This is a genomic window from Rhodococcus opacus (genome assembly GCF_012396235.1).
Classification (GTDB): Bacteria; Actinomycetota; Actinomycetes; order Mycobacteriales; family Mycobacteriaceae; genus Rhodococcus_F; species Rhodococcus_F opacus.
The window spans coordinates 1-3,450 of record NZ_JAAXPA010000077.1 but is presented as its reverse complement, the minus strand read 5'-3'; the positions used below and the strand labels follow the sequence as shown (position 1 = coordinate 3,450).

Annotated in this window: 2 rRNA genes; both read left to right on the top strand. The window is 55.3% G+C overall.

The features are described from left to right. The first annotated feature begins 51 nt into the window (after positions 1-51). A 23S ribosomal RNA gene (locus tag HGB39_RS37810) occupies positions 52-3,185 on the top strand. A gap of 133 nt (positions 3,186-3,318) precedes the next feature. Then, a 5S ribosomal RNA gene (gene rrf / locus HGB39_RS37805) occupies positions 3,319-3,435 on the top strand. Positions 3,436-3,450 lie beyond the last annotated feature (15 nt).

The window sequence follows — 3,450 nt, the reverse complement described above, 5'->3', positions numbered from 1 at the left end:
TGGTTGGTTGTGTGTTGTTTGAGAACTGCACAGTGGACGCGAGCATCTTTGTTGTAAGTAATGAAGAGCGTACGGTGGATGCCTTGGCACCAGGAGCCGATGAAGGACGTAGGAGGCTGCGATAAGCCTCGGGGAGCTGTCAACCGAGCTGAGATCCGAGGATGTCCGAATGGGGAAACCCAGCACGAGTGATGTCGTGTTACCCGCACCTGAATATATAGGGTGTGTGGAGGGAACGTGGGGAAGTGAAACATCTCAGTACCCACAGGAAGAGAAAACAATAGTGATTCCGTGAGTAGTGGCGAGCGAAAGCGGAAGAGGCTAAACCATGGATGTGTGATAGCCGGCAGGTGTTGCATTCGTGGGGTTGTGGGGTTCATCTTGTCAATGCTGCCGTGTTGGCCGACAGTAAGAAATCATTGTGTTAGTGGAAGTGGTCTGGAACGGCCTGTCGTAGAGGGTGAGAATCCCGTACACGAAAATGCGATGACTGTCGTGATGGAAACCCAAGTAGCACCGGGCCCGTGAAATCTGGTGTGAATCTGTCGGGACCACCCGATAAGCCTGAATACTCCCTGGTGACCGATAGCGGACTAGTACCGTGAGGGAAAGGTGAAAAGTACCCCGGGAGGGGAGTGAAATAGTACCTGAAACCGTGCGCTTACAATCCGTCAAAGCCTTTGCACACTTCGGTGTGGGGGGTGATGGCGTGCCTTTTGAAGAATGAGCCTGCGAGTTAGTGGCATGTCGCGAGGTTAACCCGTGTGGGGTAGCCGTAGCGAAAGCGAGTCCGAATAGGGCGTCCGTAGTGGCATGTTCTAGACCCGAAGCGGAGTGATCTACCCATGGCCAGGTTGAAGCGACGGTAAGACGTCGTGGAGGACCGAACCCACTTAGGTTGAAAACTGAGGGGATGAGCTGTGGGTAGGGGTGAAAGGCCAATCAAACTCCGTGATAGCTGGTTCTCCCCGAAATGCATTTAGGTGCAGCGTCGCGTGTTTCTCACCGGAGGTAGAGCTACTGGATGGTCTAGGGGGCCCACAAGCTTACCGAAATCAGCCAAACTCCGAATGCCGGTGAGTGAGAGCGCGGCAGTGAGACTGCGGGCGATAAGGTTCGTAGTCGAGAGGGAAACAGCCCAGATCGCCAGCTAAGGTCCCTAAGCGTGTACTAAGTGGAAAAGGATGTGGGGTCGCGAAGACAACCAGGAGGTTGGCTTAGAAGCAGCCACCCTTGAAAGAGTGCGTAATAGCTCACTGGTCAAGTGATCCTGCGCCGACAATGTAGCGGGGCTCAAGTACACCACCGAAGCTGCGGCATTCACACAATGCACCCCCTTGATTCTGCGGAGTCTTGGGCAGTGGTGTGGATGGGTAGGGGAGCGTCGTGTGGCCATGGAAGCGGCAGGGTGACCTAGCCGTGGAGGCCACACGAGTGAGAATGCAGGCATGAGTAGCGAAAGACGAGTGAGAAACTCGTCCGCCGAATGACCAAGGGTTCCTGGGCCAGGTTAATCCGCCCAGGGTGAGTCGGGACCTAAGACGAGGCCGACAGGCGTAGCCGATGGACAACGGGTTGATATTCCCGTACCCGTGTGAACGCGCCCCTGGTGAATCAGTGATACTAACCATCCTGAAGCGTCCTTACGCCCCTTCGGGGGCCCTGGATGTGGATGCATGGGACCTGATCTGGTAGTAGCCAAGCGATGGGGTGACGCAGGAAGGTAGCTGAGCCAGTCAGTGGTAATACTGGTGTAAGCCTGTAGGGCGAATGGTAGGCAAATCCGCCATTCACACAGCCTGAGAGGTGACGCATAGCCGAATGAGGCGAATTCAGTGATCCTATGCTGCCGAGAAAAGCCTCTAGCGAGCTTTCACACGGCCCGTACCCCAAACCGACACAGGTGGTCAGGTAGAGAATACTAAGGCGATCGAGATAACTATGGTTAAGGAACTCGGCAAAATGCCCCCGTAACTTCGGGAGAAGGGGGGCCTCGTCCGGTGATCACTCTTGCAGTGTGAGCTGGGTGGGGCCGCAGAGACCAGTGAGAAGCGACTGTTTACTAAAAACACAGGTCCGTGCGAAGTCGTAAGACGATGTATACGGACTGACGCCTGCCCGGTGCTGGAAGGTTAAGAGGACCGGTTAGCCAGCAATGGCGAAGCTGAGAATTTAAGCCCCAGTAAACGGCGGTGGTAACTATAACCATCCTAAGGTAGCGAAATTCCTTGTCGGGTAAGTTCCGACCTGCACGAATGGCGTAACGACTTCTCAGCTGTCTCAACCATAGACTCGGCGAAATTGCATTACGAGTAAAGATGCTCGTTACGCGCGGCAGGACGAAAAGACCCCGGGACCTTCACTACAGCTTGGTATTGGTGTTCGGTTCGGTTTGTGTAGGATAGGTGGGAGACTGTGAAGCGCTCACGCCAGTGAGTGTGGAGTCGTTGTTGAAATACCACTCTGATCGTATTGGACCTCTAACCTCGGACCATGATCTGGTTCAGGGACAGTGCCTGGTGGGTAGTTTAACTGGGGCGGTTGCCTCCCAAAATGTAACGGAGGCGCCCAAAGGTTCCCTCAGCCTGGTTGGCAATCAGGTGTCGAGTGCAAGTGCACAAGGGAGCTTGACTGTGAGACTGACAGGTCGAGCAGGGACGAAAGTCGGGACTAGTGATCCGGCACCGGCAAGTGGAAGCGGTGTCGCTCAACGGATAAAAGGTACCCCGGGGATAACAGGCTGATCTTCCCCAAGAGTCCATATCGACGGGATGGTTTGGCACCTCGATGTCGGCTCGTCGCATCCTGGGGCTGGAGTAGGTCCCAAGGGTTGGGCTGTTCGCCCATTAAAGCGGCACGCGAGCTGGGTTTAGAACGTCGTGAGACAGTTCGGTCTCTATCCGCCGCGCGCGTTAGAAACTTGAGGAAGGCTGTCCCTAGTACGAGAGGACCGGGACGGACGAACCTCTGGTGTGCCAGTTGTTCCACCAGGAGCACCGCTGGTTAGCTACGTTCGGAAGGGATAACCGCTGAAAGCATCTAAGCGGGAAGCCTGTTCCAAGATGAGGTTTCTCACCCCCTCGAGGGGGTAAGGCCCCCGGCAGACCACCGGGTTGATAGGCCAGAACTGGAAGTCCGGTAACGGATGCAGGTGACTGGTACTAATAGGCCGAGGACTTACCACAAAGAAGCTACGCGTCCACTGTGCAGTATCTGAAACAACACACACGTTTCAGAACTGAAGAAGAAGAACACCACCAACAACACTGTTTGTTGTGTGTGTCTTCGCTGATGTTCCGTGTGACAGTTTCATAGAGTTACGGCGGCCATAGCGGAGGGGAAACGCCCGGTCCCATTCCGAACCCGGAAGCTAAGCCCTCCAGCGCCGATGGTACTGCACCCGACAGGGTGTGGGAGAGTAGGACACCGCCGAACATCCGTTACCGAAAG